This is a genomic window from Nonomuraea sp. NPDC049695 (assembly GCF_040674955.1).
Classification (GTDB): Bacteria; Actinomycetota; Actinomycetes; order Streptosporangiales; family Streptosporangiaceae; genus Nonomuraea; species Nonomuraea helvata.
This window is the reverse complement of the sequence record NZ_JBFANV010000007.1, coordinates 125,144-140,707: the sequence shown is the minus strand read 5'-3', so window position 1 is coordinate 140,707 and position 15,564 is coordinate 125,144. Positions and strand designations below refer to the sequence as shown.

The window sequence follows — 15,564 nt, the reverse complement described above, 5'->3', positions numbered from 1 at the left end:
GGACTAGGGAGTAGCCATGGGCCGAGGAAGAGCCAAGGCGAAGCAGACGAAGGTCGCTCGCCAGCTGAAGTACACCAATCACAACATCGACTACGACCGGCTTCGCGAGGAGCTCGGCGTCGACACGCGGGGGGCTGAGGAGATCTACCCGCCTACCTCGTCCGAGCAGGAGTCCGAGCGCGCGCAGTGACGCGGGTCAGCTTCGCGGGTGCGAGAGTGACGTTCTTCAGCCGCCTGGCCTCCGGCGCCTGATCGGGCGCCGTGAGCTCCAGGCGGTGCAGCACCTCGCGGATGATGACGCGCATCTCCAGCAGGGCCAGCTGCGCGCCGACGCAGAAGCGCCGGCCGCCGCCGAACGGCATCCATGCCCTGTTCTGGGCCCTGTTCTGGGGGCCGTCCAGGAAGCGCTCAGGGCGAAACTCGTCGGGCTCGGGGAAGGCGGCCGGGTCGCGGTGCACGAGCGGGATGTACGGTCCGGCGTACCATCCCGCCGGGATCTTGTACCCACCCAGTTCGAGCGGGGCGTCGAGCAGTCTCGGCGCCTCATAGACGACGGGCCTGACCCGCAGCACCTCCTTGACCACCGCGTCGAGGTAGGCCTCGTCGTCCGGCAGCCGTTCGAGGACCTCGGGCATGCGCAGGAGGCGCTCGAACGCCCAGGCCAGTCCGGTGGCGGTGGTCTCGTGCCCGGCGACGAGCATGGTGATCAGCTCGTCGCGGATCTCCTGGTCGGCCAGGTCGGTGTCCAGCAGGCGGCCGAGCACGTCGGTGCCTCCAGGCGCGGCCCGGCGGCGGCGGATCTCGTCGAACAGGATCAGCTACCACTTCGGCAGCAAGGAGGCGCTGCTCCACGAGGCCATCGCCGGGTTCTTCGACCAGTGGATCGCCCGGGTGGAGCGGTCGATGTTCTCCGCGGGGCCGAGCAGCCCCAGGGAGATGCTGGAGCGGGCCATGACGGAGCTGGTCGACGTGTTCGGGGAGCTGCGGCCGCAGCTCGTGCTCTACGTCGAGTCCTATCCGGCGGCGCTGCGCGAGGCCGCGCTGCGGGAGAGACTGGCCGACTCCTACGCGCGCTGCCGCGAAGTGGGCGCCGACATGGTGCGCCGGGCGGTCGCTCAGCTGGGCGTCGAGCTGCCGATGGCGCCTGAGGTCATCGTGTCGGTGCTGGTGGCCATCTCGGACGGGCTGCTGCTGCAGTGGCTGCTCGACCCGGCCGCCACACCGGACGCCCACCAGGTCGTGGACGCCCTCGCCGCCCTCTCGGTGCTCTTCGCGTAGTTTCATGCCGCGCTGGGCGGTCGTGCGGGCGCACGTGGCCTGTCGTGCGGCGCGCGCGGGGCGACGGGGTCAGGTGGCGCAGGTGTCGTGGGTGGCGTCGAAGCCCTTGAGGGCTTCCGTGTCGTCCGCGCGCAGGGGCTTCAGGCCCTTCCAGTCGTCGCCGATCACCAGCACCAGCCGGTTGGTCTGCGCCCCCTCGACCTTGCGCGTGACAGCCGAGAGCAGGTCGTCGGTGAGCGTGGGCACGCGGGTCTCGCCGTTGGGCCCGTACAGGACGGTGGTCTTGGGCTGCGGCTTGCGGGCCGAGTCACCGATCTTGGAGATGTGGTAGCCGCGCTGCTCCAGGAAGGCCGCCACCTGGGTGCCGAGGCCGCTGCGCCAGGTGCCGTTGCGCAGCTCGATCTGGATCTTCGTACGGCCCACCTTGGCCTGTCCGCCCTTGACGCCCTGGACGCTCTCGTCCTTGGCCACGATCTGGAACAGCCGACCCGCCTGCGGCTGCACCCACTCGACCCGGCCCGGCTGGGTGAGCGAGTAGTGCCACGGCGTGGTGATGAAACGGATGTGCCCGGCGTCGAGACCCTGGAGGCTGGTCGCGAGGTCCTTCATGACGCCGAAGGTCAGGCCGCGGTCGGTGGTCACCGCCTTGGTGCCCGCGTCCAGGATGCCGAGCAGCTTGGCCGGGTCGGTGAGCGTCTCGCCGCTCATCGCCTTCTTGACCATCGACGCGATGAACATCTGCTGCCGCTGGATGCGCCCGATGTCCGAGCCGTCGCCCATGCTGTAGCGGGCGCGTACGTAGCCGAGCGCCTGCTCGCCGTTGAGCGTCTGCCGCCCGGCGGGCAGGTGCAGCAGGGCCTTCTTGTCGTTCACCGGCTCGGGCAGGCAGACCTCGACGCCGCCGACGGCGTTCACCATGCTCTTGAAGCCGGTGAAGTCGACTTTCACGAAGTGGTCGATGCGGATGTGGGTGAGCGACTCGATCGTCTTCCAGGTGCAGGCGATGCCGCCGGAGTTGAACGACTCGTTGATCATGCCGAGGTGCGGCCGCTGGCCCGGCAGGGCACCGGTGGCGCGGCAGGCGGGCAGCTGGACGAGCGAGTCGCGCGGGAAGCTGACGACCATGGCGCCGTCACGCTTGGACGACACGTGGACCAGCATGATCGTGTCGGTGCGCTCGCCCGCGATGTGGCGGCCGTACTTGGCGTTCTTGCCGTCGCGCTGGTCGGAGCCGACGACCAGGACGTTCATGGCGGTGCCCGCGACCTTGGGCGGCCGGGTCGCGCCGAGGTCGTCGTCGGTGACGTCGATGTGCTTGACGTTGCCGTTCAGCTTCGCCAGCACGCCCACGGCGACGCCCGCGACCAGGAGGACGACGGTCACGGTGACCGCGATCACCCAGCGCAGCCAGCGGCGGCGACGCCGGGGTGGCGCGCTCGGCTCGGAAGGCGGCGCGTCGACAAGCCCGCTGCTCACGTGACTCCAGAGGGACAGGGCCGAGGGCCGCCGCCCATGGCCAAGAGCCTCGCCGTACAGATCTCGGCCGGTTGAACGTGCCCGAGTGTACCCACCCGGGCACACCCGTACGGAGAAACCTGGTCAGTCGGGAAGGTTAACGCGGAGCGACACCGTGCCGCGCAGGTCGAGCCAGGCCGTGCCGGGGCCGCGTACCAGCCTCAGGATCACCTCGTCGCAGCCGGGGCAGCGGGCCACCAGGCCGGGCTCCGGGCCGTACACGCGGAGCGAGGCGACCGGGCCCGTCAGGCCGCAGCCGGCGCAGCGGCCGGTGGCGGCGGTGACGTCCACGGCGAAGATCTCGCCGAGCGGGCCGCCCAGCGCGTTGCCGTCGAGGTGCTCTGCGGTCATGTCAGCTCCCACGATGTCCCCACATTGTCAGCCGCCCCCGGTGGGGCCGAAACGTTCGGTTCTGATGCGCTCGGGGGCATGGCCCAGCGCGACCAGCAGGTCGGCCGCCGCCTCCACGAACCCCGTCGGCCCGCACACGTAGCAGTCGGGCTCGAAGGTCGCGGGCCAGCCGCCTTCAGCCAGGTCGTCCAGCAGGAGCCGCCCCGCCGGACGGGACGCCCCTGCAGGCGCGGACCTCGTGTAGAGGTAGGTGACGTCGAGCCCGGGATCGGGGCGGCGCAGCTCCTCGGCGTAGAAGCGGCGGTCCTGGTCGCGCAGCGAGTAGATCAGCCGGAACGGCACCCGGCTGCCCGCCTGCCTGCGCGCCCTGATCATCGCCATCAGCGGCACGATGCCGGACCCGCCGGCCACCAGCAGCACCGGCGCCTTGCTCTCCGGCCGCCAGACGAACCAGCCGCCCACCGGGCCGCGGACCTCGACCTGGTCGCCGACCGCGATCACCTCGGTCAGGTACGGCGACACCTCGCCGTCGGGGAAGGCCTCCACGGTCAGCTCGATGAAGTCGCCGTCGGCGGGCGCGGCCAGCGAGTAGCTGCGCTGCGCGGTGTAACCGTCGTCGGCCGTCAGCCGCACGTCTACGTGCTGCCCGGGCAGGTGTCCCGGCCAGCCGGGCACCCGGAAGCACAGCGTGCGCGCGGTCGCGCTCTCCCCGGCGATCTCGACGAGCTCGGCCGCCCGCCAGGCCAGGCGCGGCGGCACGTCAGTCGCCCTCGTAGCGCTGCTCGCGCCACGGGTCGCCGTAGTTGTGGTAGCCGGCCGTCTCCCAGAAGCCGGGCCAGTCCTCGTTGAGCAGGCGGATGCCGCGTACCCACTTGGCCGACTTCCAGAAGTACAGGTGCGGCACGATCAGCCGGGCCGGGCCGCCGTGCCGGGGCTCCAGGTCCTCGCCGTCGAAGCGGTGCACGAGCCACGCCTTGCCGTCGAGCAGGTCCTCCAGCGGCAGGTTGGTGGTGTAGCCGCCGTACGAGTGGATCAGCGCGTATTCGGCGGCGGTCTCGACGTCCTCGAAGAGCACGTCCAGCGAGACACCCTCCCAGGTGGTGTCCAGCTTGGACCACTTGGTCACGCAGTGGATGTCGGCCGTGGGCGTCTCCATGGGCAGCGCCTGGAACTCCTCCCACGACCACCGGTGCGTCTGCTCCGCCTCCGTGTCGATGGCGAACTCCCACCGGTCGAGCGGCACCCGCGGCGTCGGTCCCGCGGACAGCACGGGGAAGTCGTCCACCAGGTACTGCCCGGGCGGCAGCCGGTCGCTGTCGGGTCTGCGCCGCCCGTGGAAGCCGCGCGAAATGATGCTCACGCGCTCATTTCACCACACGCCTCCCGTCAGCCCTTACGCGGAGTGACCAGGCCCGATTCGTACGCGAAGACCACCAGCTGCGCGCGGTCACGTGCCCCCAGCTTGGTCATCGCCCTGCTGACGTGTGTCTTCGCGGTGGTCGGGCTGATGACCATGTGGGCGGCGATCTCGTCGTTGGACATGCCGCGGGCGACCAGGGCGGCCACCTCGCGTTCGCGGTTGGTGAGCACGTCGAGGCCCTGCGGTTCCGGCGACGGGCGGCGGGCCACGTACTCGCCGATCAGGCGGCGCGTGATGGCGGGCGAGAGCAGCGCGTCGCCGCGGGCCGCGACCCTGACGCCCTGCAGCAGGTCGGCGGGCTCGGTGTCCTTGACCAGGAACCCGCCCGCGCCCGCCCTGAGCGCGTTGAAGACGTACTCGTCGAGGCCGTAGTTGGTGAGGATCACGACGTGGACCGCGCTCAGCCGCTCGTCGGCCGCGATGCGCCTGGTCGCCTCGATGCCGTCCATCACCGGCATCTGCACGTCGACGAGCGCCACGTCCGGCAGGTGCTCGAGGGCGAGGGCGACGGCCTGCTCGCCGTTCGCGGCCTCGGCCACGACCTCGATGTCGTCCTCGGCCTCCAGCAGCGCGCGGAAGCCGCCGCGGATGAGTGCCTGGTCGTCCACGAGCAGTACGCGGATCACGCCGGTTCCCCCAATGGCAGCTCCGCGCGTACGGTGAAGCCGCCCTCCGGGCGGGGCTCGGTCAGCAGCCGCCCGCCGAGCGCCGTGACGCGCTCGCGCATGCCGAGCAGGCCCACGCCTGGCACGGGCGGCGCGTCCCTGCGCGCCTGACCGTCGTCGTCCACCTGCACGACCAGCTCCTCACCGCCGTAGTCGATACGCACCGACGCCGCCGCCCCGCCCGAGTGCCTGGAGACGTTGGTGAGGGCCTCCTGCACGATCCGGTACGCGGCCCGGTCCACGTCGGGCGGCAGCTCCCGGCGTACCCCCGAGATCGTCACCGTGGCGGGCAGGCCGGTCGAGCGGGCCCGCTCCACCAGGTCGTCGAGCCGGTCGAGGCCGCTGGCCCGCGTCTCGTCGCCCTCGCCCTCCTGAGCGTCGGAGTCGCGCAGCACCTCCAGCGTGGCGCGTAGTTCGCGCATGGCGTCGCCGCTGGCCTCCTGGATGGCCAGCAGCGCGCCGGGCACCTCCTCGCCGCGCTTGCGTGCCAGGTGGACGGCCACGCCCGCCTGCACCTTGATGATCGAGATGCTGTGGGTGAGCGAGTCGTGCAGCTCCCTGGCGATCCTGAGCCGCTCCTCGCCCGCGCGGCGGCGCGCGACCTCCTCGCGGGTGCGCTCGGCCTCGACGGCCCGCTGCTCGGCCTGCTCCACGTACGCCTGCCGGTGCCGCGCGACCGTCGCCGTCACGCCCGCGGTCAGGAACCAGCCGACCAGCAACACCGTCTGCTGCACGACGTCCTTGAGGTCCTGCCCCCCGGCGTTGGCCAGGTTCACCGTCAGGCCGGCGCCCAGGAACGCCGCTGCCGCCAGCGCCGGCGCGAGCCGGTGGCCGGCACGTACCGACCCGAAGATCGCCACCAGGACGGGGAACATGGCGGGCGGGCCCGGCTGGGCGTGCACCGAGTAGACGAGCATGCAGACGGTGCTGACCAGCAGCGCGACCAGAGGCGCCCGCCGCCAGGCGACCACGGCGAGCGAGCCGACGAGTACGGCGGCCAGGTCGAGGCCGCCCGCCTTCGGGGTGACCAGCACGGTCGCCGAGAGCATGACGGCCACGACGGCGGCGAGCGCGCCGTCCAGGGCGAGCGGCCGCCGTTCGCTCAGAACAGTCATTCCTGCACATTAGAGCCTCTGTCCGGACATGGTCCTCGGCGTCCGGTCGTAATTCGGCACTACTCCCGGCGAAGTACGTCGCACGATCCTGCGCCCGGGGCGGTAGGCGGAGGAGCCTCCTCGGGCACGACGACCTGGCGCCGGAAGAAGACCACGATGTCCGGCTATGGAGACGATCCAAGAGAAGGACCGGTAATGGCCGGCCAGTTCCGTTACGTCACCCCGGTCGAGCCGCAGGCCGCGACCGGGCGGGTGGCCCGGGTCTACGCGCAGCTCGCGGACGACTTCCGCATGGCGCGTATGCCTGTCTTCCTGACCCTGTCGCCCGCCCCGGAGGTGCTCGCCGCGACCTGGGCCATGCTGCGCGAGTCGCTGCTGGCCGGTGGCGAGTCCAGAACCGCAAGGGAGGTCGTGGCGCTGGGCGTGTCGATGGCCAACCGCTGCCCGTTCTGCGTGGCCGCCCACACGACGCTGCTGCACGCGACCGGCGACCACCGGCTCGCCGAGACCATCGCCGCCGGTGGCACGCCCGACGATCCCCGGCACGCCGAACTGCTGGCCTGGGCCAGGTCGCGGCGGCGGACGCCGGAGACCGGGCCGGAGATCGTCGGCACGGCGCTGACCTTCCACTTCGTCAACCGCATCGCCTCGGCGCTGCTCACCGAGAACCTGCTCCCCGCGAACCTCCAGAAGTCGCGCCTGGTCAGGAGCGTGGGCGGCCGGGCGATGTCGCGCGCCGTGCGCACGCGCCTGCCGTCGGGCGCGAGCCTGCCGCTGGTCGCGGACCTGCCCGCGCTGCCGGAGCCCGCCTGGGGCGCGGGCACGGCCGTGGGCGCCGCCTACGCCGCGCTCCGGGCCGTGGCGAGGACGGGCGGCGAACTGCTCGGGGAGTCCGCCCGTGCCGCCGTGACCGACGCGGTCGCGGCCTGGGACGGGGAGCACCCGCCGATGGGCGGCGCCTGGCTGGACGGACCGCTCGCGGACGTGCCCGCCGGGGAGCGGCCCGGGACCCGGCTGGCCCTGCTCGTCGCGCTCGCGCCGTACCGGGTGACCGACGCCGACGTGGCCGCCTGGCGCGGCTCCAGGACGGACGAGGACCTGGTACGGCTCTGCGCGTTCGCCGCCGCCTCGGCCATGGAACGCATGGAGACCCTCATCACCGCCTCGGCATTCACAGGAGATCGATCATGACCGCACAACAGACCCTTGCCGTCCGGCCGGCGACCTGGCCCATGTGGGTGCTCAAGGCCGTGGCGCTGCTGCACGTCGTCGCGCTGCTGTTCCAGGCGGTGGCGGCGGGCCTGCTGCTCTCCACGCCCGGCGGCCGGGCGCTGCACATGGCCACGGCCGTCGCCCTGCTCGTCATAGGGGTCGTCCATGTCGTCGTGGCGGTCCTCGTCCGCTGGCCCGGCGGTGGGAAGAGCACGTTCATCCTTCCGGCGGTGATCCTCCTGGTGGCCACGGTGGTGCAGGCGATCCTCGGAGTCGCCGGGCTGAAGGTCCTGCACGTGCCCTTGGGGGTGCTGATGTTCCACGGCGGCGCTGAGCAGCTCAACCGGGTCATGTCGCGGTCATGACCCCCACACGACGCGACGCGCTGCGACTGTTGGGACTGGGCGCGGTGGCGATGGCCGGGGTGCCCGGCTGCTCGCTGATCGCCGGGACCCCGCAGCCGCAGCTCCTGACCAGCCGGGCGCCGCTCCCCAAACCGTTCGCGGTGCCGCTGCCGGTCCCCGAGGTGGCCAAGCCGGTGCGCAGCGCGGGCGGGGCCGACTTCTACGAGCTGACCGAGCGGGCGGCCGAGGTGGAGGTACTGCCCGGCCTGCGTACCCGCGTGTGGGGGTACGGGGGCACGTTCCCCGGCCCGACCATCGAGGCACGCAGCGGGCGGCGAACCGTCGTGAAGCTGGTCAACCAGCTCAGCGAGCCGACCGTCCTGCACCTGCACGGCGGGCACACTCCGCCGGAGTCCGACGGCTTCCCCACCGACCTGGTGGCGCCGGGGGCGTCCCGCGAGTACGTGTTCCCGCTGGAGCAGCGGGCCGCCACGCTCTGGTACCACGACCATCGCATGGACTACACGGGTCCGCAGGTCTGGCGCGGCCTGGCCGGGATGTTCCTGGTACGGGACGCGGAGGAGGAGGCGCTGCCGCTGCCCGCGGGCGAACGCGACCTGCCGCTGCTGATCTGCGACCGGTCGTTCGAGGCCGACGGGACGATGCTGTATCCCGGTCTGGAGGGCCGGCCCGGGGTGCGGGAGGCGTACATGGGGGGCGTGCTCGGGGACGTGATCCTGGTCAACGGGGCGCCGTGGCCGGAGCTGCGGGTCTCCAGGGCGCGGTACCGGCTGCGGCTGTGCAACGCCTCCAACGCCCGGGCGTACGAGCTGGCGACGGGCGGGCCGATGATCCAGATCGGCACCGACGGCGGGCTGCTGGCCCAGCCGCGCACGGTGCGGCAGCTCCGGCTGGCCCCGGGCGAGCGGGCCGACGTGGTGATCGACTTCTCCGCGTACCGGCTGGGTCAGCAGGTCGAGCTGCGGAACCTGGCGGGGGAGGGGGCGCAGGGCAAGGTCATGCGGTTCGCCGTGGACCGGGACGAGACCGACGAGTCATCGGTGCCCGCGCGGCTGTCCACGGTCGAGCCGCTCGACCCCGGCAGGGCGAAGGTGACGCGGGACTTCGAGTTCAGCAACGGGGGCATGGGCTGGCTGATCAACGGCAAGCCGTTCGATGCCAAGCGGATGGAGGCCAGGCCCCGGCTCGGCGACATCGAGGTCTGGCGGCTGACCAGCGACGTCGCCCATCCGGTCCACCTGCACCTCGACCACTTCCAGGTGCTGACGGTCAACGGCGAGCGCCCGAAGGGGCCGCCCGAGTGGAAGGACACCGTCGAGCTGCGCGACGCGCAGACCGTCGAGATCGTCACCCGCTTCACCGACTATCGCGGGCGGTACGTCCTGCACTGCCACAACCTGGAGCACGAGGACATGGCCATGATGGCGGCCTTCGAGGTCGTGTGACGCCCACGGCGGGGGGTGGTGGTCCTCGACAGGTCGGCGGGGTGCGCTCAGTATCGGGACCATGGGTGAGCCTTATGTCGGCGCCAGGACGCCGCGACGGGAAGACGCCAGGCTGTTGACCGGAAAAGGCAGGTACGTCGGTGCGGTGCGCCTGCCCGGAACGCTCCACGCGTACGTGGTGCGCAGCCCCATCGCCCACGGGCGCCTGGTCGGCTGCGACGCCAAGGCGGCCTGGGCGGTCGAGGGCGTGCTCGACGTCATCACCCCGGCCGACGCCGCCGGGCTGAGCCTGCCCTGCGTGAGCCTGGCCCCCGGCCAGCGCATGACGTCCTTCCCGGTGCTGGACGACGCCATCAGGTACGTGGGCCAGCCCCTCGCCGTCGTCGTCGCCCGCACGCCCGAGGCCGCCAGGGACGCCGCCGAGCTCGTCGATCTCTCGCTGGACGAGCTGCCCGCGGCGGTCGGGACGGAGCGGGCGATGGAGGAGGGGGCGCCGCTGCTGTACCCCGAGTGGGGCACGAACGTGCTCACCGACTTCACGCTGGGCGACGCGGACTGGGCCTCCTTCGCCGAGCAGGCCGCGCACGTGGTCGAGATGACGTTCACGATGGGGCGGGTCTCGCCGTACCCCTTGGAGCCGCGCGGCGTGGTGGCCTCGTACGCCGGCGACGAGCTGACCGTGCACATCTCCTCGCAGGCGCCCCACCACGTGCGCGAGCACCTGGCGGACGCGTTGGGGCTCTCCCACGACCGGGTACGCGTGATCAGCGGCGACACGGGCGGCGGGTTCGGCGCCAAGGAGCACGTCTATCCCGACGAGGCCCTCATCTGCCTGGCCGCGATGCGCCTGGGCCGGCCGGTGAGCTGGTCGGAGTCGCCGGGCGACCGGCTGTTCGCCACGCTGCCGGCACGGGCGGCCGTGCACCGGGCGCGGCTGGCGCTCGCCGAGGACGGGCGGTTCCTGGCGCTGCACGCCGACGTGATCGGTGACGTAGGCGCCCATCCCTCCAACGTCGGAATCTCGACCTTCGCGGTGACGGCCACGCTGCTGCCCGGGCCGTACCGGTTCGACCGGGTGGCGGTACGCGTGCGCGGCGTCGTCACGAACACCACGCCGACCGGCTCCTACCGGGGATTCGGCCAGCCGGAGGCGACCCTGACCAGGGAGCGGCTGATCGACGAGGCAGCACGCAGGCTGGGGATCGACCGGATCGAGCTGCGGCTGCGGAACATGCTGGGGCCCGACGAGCTGCCGTACACCACGCGCGTCTACCAGCGCTACGACTCCGGCGACTACCCGCTCGCCCTGCGGACCCTCCGCGACCTGGTCACGCCCGTCGAGAAGGCCGACGGCCGCAGGCGCGGCATCGGCTACTCCTGCCACGTGGAGAGCACCGGCATGGGCCCCTCGATGGACCTCAAGGCCACCGCGATCCAGGCGGGCGGCTACGAGACGGTGGTCCTGCGGATGGAGCAGGACGCGTCCGTGGTCGTGTCGTCCGGGGTGGTCTCGATGGGGCAGGGCATCGAGACGGCGCTGGCCCAGCTGGCGGCCGACCGGGTGGGGGTGCCGATCGAGCGGGTCCGGGTGGTGCTGGGGGACACGGCGACCACGCCGTACTCGTCGATCGGGGCGATCGCGAGCCGCTCGCTCGCGGTCGGCGGCGGGGCGCTCACCCGGGCCGCCGACCAACTGCGCGGCAAGCTCATGGCGCTCGCCGCGCACCGGCTGGAGGCCGCCCCCGACGACCTGGAGATCGCCGACGGCTCCGTACGGGTGAAGGGCGACCCCGCGGCGTCGGTCACCCTGCGGGAGCTCGCCACGTCGGCGTGGCGCGGCTGGGACCTCCCGGACGGAGCCGCACCCGGCCTGGAGGAACGGGTCAGCTACGACCCGGCCGACTACACGTTCGCCTACGGGGCGCACGCGGCCGCCGTGGCCGTGGACCCGGAGACCGGGGCCGTCGAGGTGGAGCGTTACTGGGTCGTCAACGACGCGGGCGTGCTGGTCAACCCGGCCGTGGTGGAGGGCCAGCTCCGCGGCGGAGTGGCACAGAGCATCGGCATGGCGCTGACCGAGGAGATCGTCTACACCCCCGAAGGCCAGCCCATCACCGACTACCTGCTGCCGACGACGCGCGAGGTGCCGGACATCGAGGTCGTGATGCTGGAGACCCCCTCGCCGATAACCCCCGGCGGCATGAAGGGCGTCGGGGAGGCGGGCACGATCGGCCCACCGGCCGCCATCGCCAACGCGGTCGCCGCCGCCCTCCCGGAGATCGCCGACCGGATCACCGGCGTCCCCCTGACTCCGTCCCGCCTCTGGTCCCTGCTCGCAGCCGCGCTCAGGTGAGGTCCTTCAACTCCTTGCCCGCCTTGGACAGCGCCTGCTCCAGCGCCTTCATCCCGGCGGGCTTGGGCTTCGGAGGCGGCTCCCCACGCCGGCCTCGCCGGCGGGCGGTGTTGGGGGCCGCGTCGGGGGCCGGCTGGGTGTCGTCCTTGCGCGTGTTCTCTTCAGCACTGCTCATGGCACTGCCCATACCCGTCGTTTCGGGCGGCGGATAAAAAGAATGGCGATTTCTCACCGAAGATTCGACCCAAAAGCCTTCTTCGTGCGTACACGTTTCGACAGCCGTGTACGTCAACTCATAGGCAGGTCCTCTTGTTGAGCGAAACGCGTATTCGCTGCCCCTCGGTCCGGGAAGCCCGGGAAACACAGGAAAGAGATGCCATGACCTTGCTGCGATCAGCTCGTCGGAGCCGGATGCAGTACGCCTGGCCGCTGCACGACGACGCCCGGACGGTTGGTCACGCAAGAGCGATCATCCGCGATGAATTGTCGGCACTCTCCCTTTGTTCGGATCTCGTTGACGACGCCGTCCTCATGGTGAGCGAACTGATCACCAATGCCCTCATGTACGGCGACGGGCCGTACGAACTGGCCCTGCACGTCGACGCCAGGGAGATCATGTGCCTGGTCGTGGACAGCAGTCCGCTGTTGCCGCAGCCGTCGCCGCCGGACGTGGGGGCCGAGCACGGGCGCGGGCTGCGGATCATCGCCCGGCTCTCCGACGGCTTCTACGGCTGCCACCCTCAGCGCTACGTCACGCATCCCGACCTGGTCGGCAAGGCGACCTGGTTCGCGCTGCCGCGGAGCGGGGCGACCGGGAACGTGGTGCCGCTGAGAGCGGGGACGTAAAGTAGCCGGGATTAAATGTCAGGAAAAATCGGGACTTTCGGACAGAAGCCGGTTAAGGTGTCAGCCGCAAGCTGGGGATGATCTTCGTCGAGGACGGAGCCCCGGCCAGTTCTGGAGGCTGAATGTCAGGCTGGAACCTGCGGACCGGCGCGACGGCGGCGGCACTCACGCTCGCCGCAACCACGCTCACCACGACCGTGGCCACGGGCACCGCATCGGCGGCCGTCCCCGCCCATTACGTGGACTCCGTCAACGGCAAGGACTCCGCCGACGGCACCACGGAGGCCACCGCGTGGAAGACCCTCACCAAGGCGTCGACGGCGAACCTGGCCGCCGGCTCCAAGCTGCTGCTGAAGCGCGGCAGCATGTGGAAGGGGCAGCAGCTCAGTATCACCGAATCGAACATCGTCGTTGACGCGTACGGCACGAGCGGCGCCAGACCGATCGTCGCGGGGCACACCGAGGCCTGCGTGGACCTGGCGGGCTCCGAGATCGAGGTCCTCAACCTGCAGATCGGCCTGCCCCAGGACGACGGCCGCTGCGAGTGGGCCGGGGTCAAGGTGACGGGCAACGACAACGTCGTCGAGCGCAACTACATCACCGGCGCCGCGGCCGGCGTCTACATCGCGCCCAAGGCGCTCAACACCGCGGTGACGGCCAACGAGTTCGTCGACAACAACCACATGAGCAAGAACACCGAGGAGCCGCGCAATGACGACTCGGGCGCGTTCGCGATCCTCGTCCAGGGCGACAACTCCAACATCGGCTGGAACGAGATGCGCGGCTCGATCGCGTCCAGCTACGACTACGGGATGGACGGCGCGGCCGTGGAGATCTTCCTCGGCTCCGACAACTACATCCACCACAACATCGCGGTGGACAACGAGACCTTCACCGAGCTCGGCACCAGCAGGGAGGTCCTCCCGGACGGCAGCCCCGCCGACCCCGACGGCACCTCGGGCAACGTCTTCGAGTACAACGTGATCACCGGCCCCAAGACCGGCGCGGCCCTGGTGACCCGCGGCCCGCAGGAGCCCGGCCAGGACCCGGACCCGAACGGACCCGTGTTCGGCACCGTGTTCCGCAACAACACCGTGTACCTGACCCAGGCCGAGTCCCAGGGCGTGGTCTGCGACGCCGGCTGCACCAACGCCCACCTGTCGATGTCGCAGAACATCATCCAGGCCGTGTGGAAGACCGCCTACGGCCCGAACGTCACCGACAGCCACCACAACGTGTTCTTCGGCGCCCGCCAGCACCAGATGGGCGGCACGAACAACGTCACGGCCGACCCGCGGTTCAACCTCACGGACCCGGACCACCCGCTGAGCCTGCGTGCCGGCAGCCCGGCCATCGACCTCGGCATCAAGAAGTTCAACGACATGGACGTGACCGGCCGGGCGATCGACGGCAGTGACGGCGCCGTGGACGCGGGAGCGTACGAGTACGACAAGTAAGACCTGCGATTTGTCGCCGCCGTCCTCTACTCTCCCGATCAGTTGATCAAGACGGGAGAAGTACGGACATGACCTACCTGGAGCTGTCGGAGGACGGCGGCGGATCGCACAAGTTCTACGAGGTGACCGTGGCGGGCACCAGCGTCACCATCACCTACGGGCGCATCGGCGAGGCCGGCCAGACCAAGGTCACTGACTTCCCCACCGAGGCCAAGGCCCAGGCCGCGGCGGCCAAGAAGATCAGCGAGAAGGCCCGCAAGGGGTACGCGCCGGCGGTACGCGGAATGCGCAGGCGCCGGGCCGTCACCCGCAGGGCCATCATCCCCGCGGCCACCCCCAGCGCCACCGCCGGCGTCACCTCCAGGTCCACCCCCAGCACCCGCCCGACCGTCCAGCGGGCCCCCGTCCTGTGGCGCTTCGACAGCGGGGCGTCGGCGTTCGGCATCTTCGTGGACGGCGAGCGCTGCTGGGTCGGGAACCAGCGCGGCGACGTCTACACCGTCACCCACTCCGGCACCGTGACCGGCCGCTTCAGGCTCCCGGACGGCGTCAAGTGCATCGTGGCCGACGACTTCTGGATCTACGCGGGCTGCGACGACGGCCGCGTGTACGACCTGAGCGGCAAGGCTCCGAGGGCCGCGTACGAGATCGCCGAGGACGTGGACATCTACTGGCTCGACATCCACGACGGCATGCTCGGCGTCTCCGACCGCGCCGGTGGGGTCACCATGATCGACTACGAGGACGAGTCCCAGTGGTCGCGCAACGGCAGGGGCGACTCCGCCTGGATGGTCAGGTGCGACGACGACTCCGTCTACCACGGGCACTCGAAGGGCGTCGCCTGCTTCGACGCGCAGGACGGCACGCCCGTCTGGCAGACCGACCTCCGCGAGCAGGTGCTGTTCGGCTGGCAGGAGGCCCACTCCGTCTACGCGGGCACCGCCCGCGGCTCCGTGGGCAGCGTGATCCGCCTGGCCAAGGACGACGGCCACATCGAGGCCGTCTACCGGTGCGACGGCGCCGTCTACTCCTGCGCCACCTCGCCGGGCGGCCGCCACGTCTTCGCGGGCGACAACGGGTCGTCGGTCTACTGCTTCGACGCCTCGGGCGAGCGGCTGTGGAAGCTGGACACCGGTTGCGGCTCCGCGTTCTCCATGCAGTTCCTGGACGACCGGCTCTACATCGTCACCACCGACGGCTCGCTGGCCTGCATCGACGCCAGTGAGGCGGCCATCACCGCGGCCCGCGCCGGCAGCGTGCCGCAGCCGCTGGACGTCAAGGCGGCGGCCTCGCTGCAGGCGGTCGAGCCGTCGGTCACGCTGGAGACCGCCACCGACGCGGGCGAAGGCGTGGTGGTGGAGTGCTTCCAGGAGGGCCAGCGGCTGCGGGTCCGCGTGGTCAGCCCCGGCTACGAGTCCTGGAACGTGCAGTTCCCCAAGGACATCCGTGAGCCGGGAGCCCGCTACCTCGTCGATGGCCTGCGCTCGGCCGGGCGCGGCGGGTTCTACCGCGCGTACGGGGAGATCCGGCGGCTGGTCTGAG

The 15,564-nt window shown here is 71.4% G+C and carries 17 protein-coding genes; 9 read left to right on the top strand and 8 right to left on the bottom strand.

Annotated elements, in window-relative coordinates:
* The first annotated feature begins 16 nt into the window (after nt 1-16).
* Nucleotides 17-190 carry a DUF3073 domain-containing protein gene (locus AB0J64_RS09190; RefSeq protein ID WP_364023082.1) on the top strand — a complete coding sequence of 58 codons (174 nt, stop codon included), beginning with the start codon at nt 17-19 and terminating at the stop codon, nt 188-190.
* On the opposite strand, the gene AB0J64_RS09185 is transcribed toward AB0J64_RS09190, so the two are convergent.
* Nucleotides 153-764, bottom strand: a complete 612-nt coding sequence (locus AB0J64_RS09185) for a cytochrome P450 (RefSeq protein WP_364023079.1) — start codon at nt 762-764, stop codon at nt 153-155. The two genes, AB0J64_RS09190 and AB0J64_RS09185, sit on opposite strands and share 38 nt — an antisense overlap.
* A gap of 4 nt (nt 765-768) precedes the next feature.
* Between AB0J64_RS09185 and AB0J64_RS09180 the strand changes: the two genes are divergently transcribed.
* Nucleotides 769-1,278 (top strand): TetR family transcriptional regulator C-terminal domain-containing protein, encoded by a 510-nt coding sequence (locus AB0J64_RS09180; RefSeq protein ID WP_364023076.1) that lies wholly within the window; start codon nt 769-771, stop codon nt 1,276-1,278.
* A gap of 69 nt (nt 1,279-1,347) precedes the next feature.
* Here AB0J64_RS09180 and AB0J64_RS09175 read toward each other — a convergent pair whose 3' ends face one another.
* The 6 genes from AB0J64_RS09175 to AB0J64_RS09150 all read right to left on the bottom strand — a co-directional run bounded on the left by AB0J64_RS09175 (nt 1,348) and on the right by AB0J64_RS09150 (nt 6,344).
* Nucleotides 1,348-2,754: an LCP family protein gene (locus AB0J64_RS09175; RefSeq protein ID WP_364023073.1), complete on the bottom strand. Its 1,407-nt coding sequence runs from the start codon at nt 2,752-2,754 to the stop codon at nt 1,348-1,350.
* Between the two features lie 123 nt (nt 2,755-2,877).
* Nucleotides 2,878-3,144, bottom strand: coding sequence for a DUF6510 family protein (locus AB0J64_RS09170; RefSeq protein WP_364023070.1), 267 nt, complete (start codon nt 3,142-3,144; stop codon nt 2,878-2,880).
* Between the two features lie 27 nt (nt 3,145-3,171).
* On the bottom strand, nt 3,172-3,903 hold the full coding sequence (locus AB0J64_RS09165) for a ferredoxin reductase (RefSeq protein ID WP_364023067.1): 732 nt from the start codon (nt 3,901-3,903) through the stop codon (nt 3,172-3,174).
* 1 nt (nt 3,904) lies between these two features.
* Nucleotides 3,905-4,504: a sulfite oxidase-like oxidoreductase gene (locus tag AB0J64_RS09160; RefSeq protein ID WP_364023064.1), complete on the bottom strand. Its 600-nt coding sequence runs from the start codon at nt 4,502-4,504 to the stop codon at nt 3,905-3,907.
* A 26-nt stretch (nt 4,505-4,530) separates the two neighbouring features.
* Entirely contained in the window at nt 4,531-5,190 is a 660-nt protein-coding gene (locus AB0J64_RS09155; protein WP_364023062.1) for a response regulator transcription factor, read from the bottom strand.
* Nucleotides 5,187-6,344 (bottom strand): sensor histidine kinase, encoded by a 1,158-nt coding sequence (locus AB0J64_RS09150; RefSeq protein WP_364023059.1) that lies wholly within the window; start codon nt 6,342-6,344, stop codon nt 5,187-5,189. Before AB0J64_RS09150 ends, AB0J64_RS09155 begins: the two co-directional genes overlap by 4 nt.
* 195 nt (nt 6,345-6,539) lie before the next feature.
* Between AB0J64_RS09150 and AB0J64_RS09145 the strand changes: the two genes are divergently transcribed.
* The 4 genes from AB0J64_RS09145 to AB0J64_RS09130 all read left to right on the top strand — a co-directional run bounded on the left by AB0J64_RS09145 (nt 6,540) and on the right by AB0J64_RS09130 (nt 11,719).
* Entirely contained in the window at nt 6,540-7,535 is a 996-nt protein-coding gene (locus AB0J64_RS09145) for a carboxymuconolactone decarboxylase family protein (protein ID WP_364023056.1), read from the top strand.
* Nucleotides 7,532-7,921, top strand: a complete 390-nt coding sequence (locus AB0J64_RS09140; RefSeq protein ID WP_364023053.1) for a hypothetical protein — start codon at nt 7,532-7,534, stop codon at nt 7,919-7,921. The genes AB0J64_RS09145 and AB0J64_RS09140 overlap by 4 nt, the downstream gene beginning before the upstream one ends.
* Complete coding sequence (locus AB0J64_RS09135) at nt 7,918-9,366, top strand: multicopper oxidase family protein (RefSeq protein WP_364023050.1); 1,449 nt, start codon at nt 7,918-7,920, stop codon at nt 9,364-9,366. Before AB0J64_RS09140 ends, AB0J64_RS09135 begins: the two co-directional genes overlap by 4 nt.
* Before the next feature lie 61 nt (nt 9,367-9,427).
* Nucleotides 9,428-11,719 (top strand): xanthine dehydrogenase family protein molybdopterin-binding subunit, encoded by a 2,292-nt coding sequence (locus tag AB0J64_RS09130; RefSeq protein ID WP_364023047.1) that lies wholly within the window; start codon nt 9,428-9,430, stop codon nt 11,717-11,719.
* On the opposite strand, the gene AB0J64_RS09125 is transcribed toward AB0J64_RS09130, so the two are convergent.
* On the bottom strand, nt 11,712-11,894 hold the full coding sequence (locus AB0J64_RS09125; RefSeq protein ID WP_364023044.1) for a hypothetical protein: 183 nt from the start codon (nt 11,892-11,894) through the stop codon (nt 11,712-11,714). The two genes, AB0J64_RS09130 and AB0J64_RS09125, sit on opposite strands and share 8 nt — an antisense overlap.
* 203 nt (nt 11,895-12,097) lie before the next feature.
* Here AB0J64_RS09125 and AB0J64_RS09120 point away from each other — a divergent pair, with 203 nt between their 5' ends.
* The 3 genes from AB0J64_RS09120 (at nt 12,098) to AB0J64_RS09110 (ending at nt 15,563) form a co-directional block, all read left to right on the top strand.
* A complete protein-coding gene (locus tag AB0J64_RS09120) occupies nt 12,098-12,565 on the top strand; it encodes an ATP-binding protein (RefSeq protein WP_364023041.1) in 468 nt (155 codons plus the stop codon).
* A 122-nt stretch (nt 12,566-12,687) separates the two neighbouring features.
* Nucleotides 12,688-14,022, top strand: coding sequence for a hypothetical protein (locus AB0J64_RS09115; protein WP_364023038.1), 1,335 nt, complete (start codon nt 12,688-12,690; stop codon nt 14,020-14,022).
* Nucleotides 14,023-14,090: 68 nt separating this feature from the next.
* Complete coding sequence (locus AB0J64_RS09110) at nt 14,091-15,563, top strand: WGR domain-containing protein (RefSeq protein ID WP_364023035.1); 1,473 nt, start codon at nt 14,091-14,093, stop codon at nt 15,561-15,563.
* The last annotated feature ends 1 nt before the right edge of the window (nt 15,564 follow it).